The following is a 459-nucleotide window of genomic DNA, read 5'->3' as shown; positions in this document are numbered from 1 at the left end:
GATCCTGGGCGCGTCCGGCGACAGCCCGCTGGTGCGCCGGCCGTTCGGCAACCCCGACCAGTTCCAGTTCGGCCTGAAGGTCGACTACGCGTTCCGCATGCCCGCTCAATTCTGAGGCGTCTTGCGCCGGCTGCGCCGCGCTCCGACATGGCCCGTCACAGGGATGCCGGTGACACGGTTGATGGAGGCCCGGATGGACGAGACACGCGCCGACCTGCTGATGCAGGTGGAGGGCATGACCTGCGACGGCTGCGCCGCCGCGGTGACCCGCACGGTCAACCGGATCGACCCGGGAGCCGAGGTCGAGGTGGACCGGGAATCCGGGCGTGTCGCGATCCGCACCGACGCCCAGGCCCTGGTGATCGCCGACGCCCTCACCAAGGCCGGCTACACCGCCACGGCCATGACCGGGTGAGCGGAGGCCCGGTCGGCATCTCCCGTCCTCGCTCTCATCCAGGG

1 protein-coding gene is annotated in these 459 nt (G+C 71.0%); it reads left to right on the top strand.

Features of this window, described 5'->3' with window-relative positions:
* Positions 1-193: 193 nt before the first annotated feature.
* Complete coding sequence (locus tag JZ792_RS43695; protein ID WP_147857329.1) at positions 194-415, top strand: heavy-metal-associated domain-containing protein; 222 nt, start codon at positions 194-196, stop codon at positions 413-415.
* The last annotated feature ends 44 nt before the right edge of the window (positions 416-459 follow it).

It is taken from the genome of Nocardia noduli (assembly GCF_019038455.1).
In the GTDB taxonomy this organism is placed as follows: Bacteria; Actinomycetota; Actinomycetes; order Mycobacteriales; family Mycobacteriaceae; genus Nocardia; species Nocardia noduli.
Note: the sequence above shows the minus strand (reverse complement) of the source record. Positions and strands in the feature narration are given on the sequence as shown.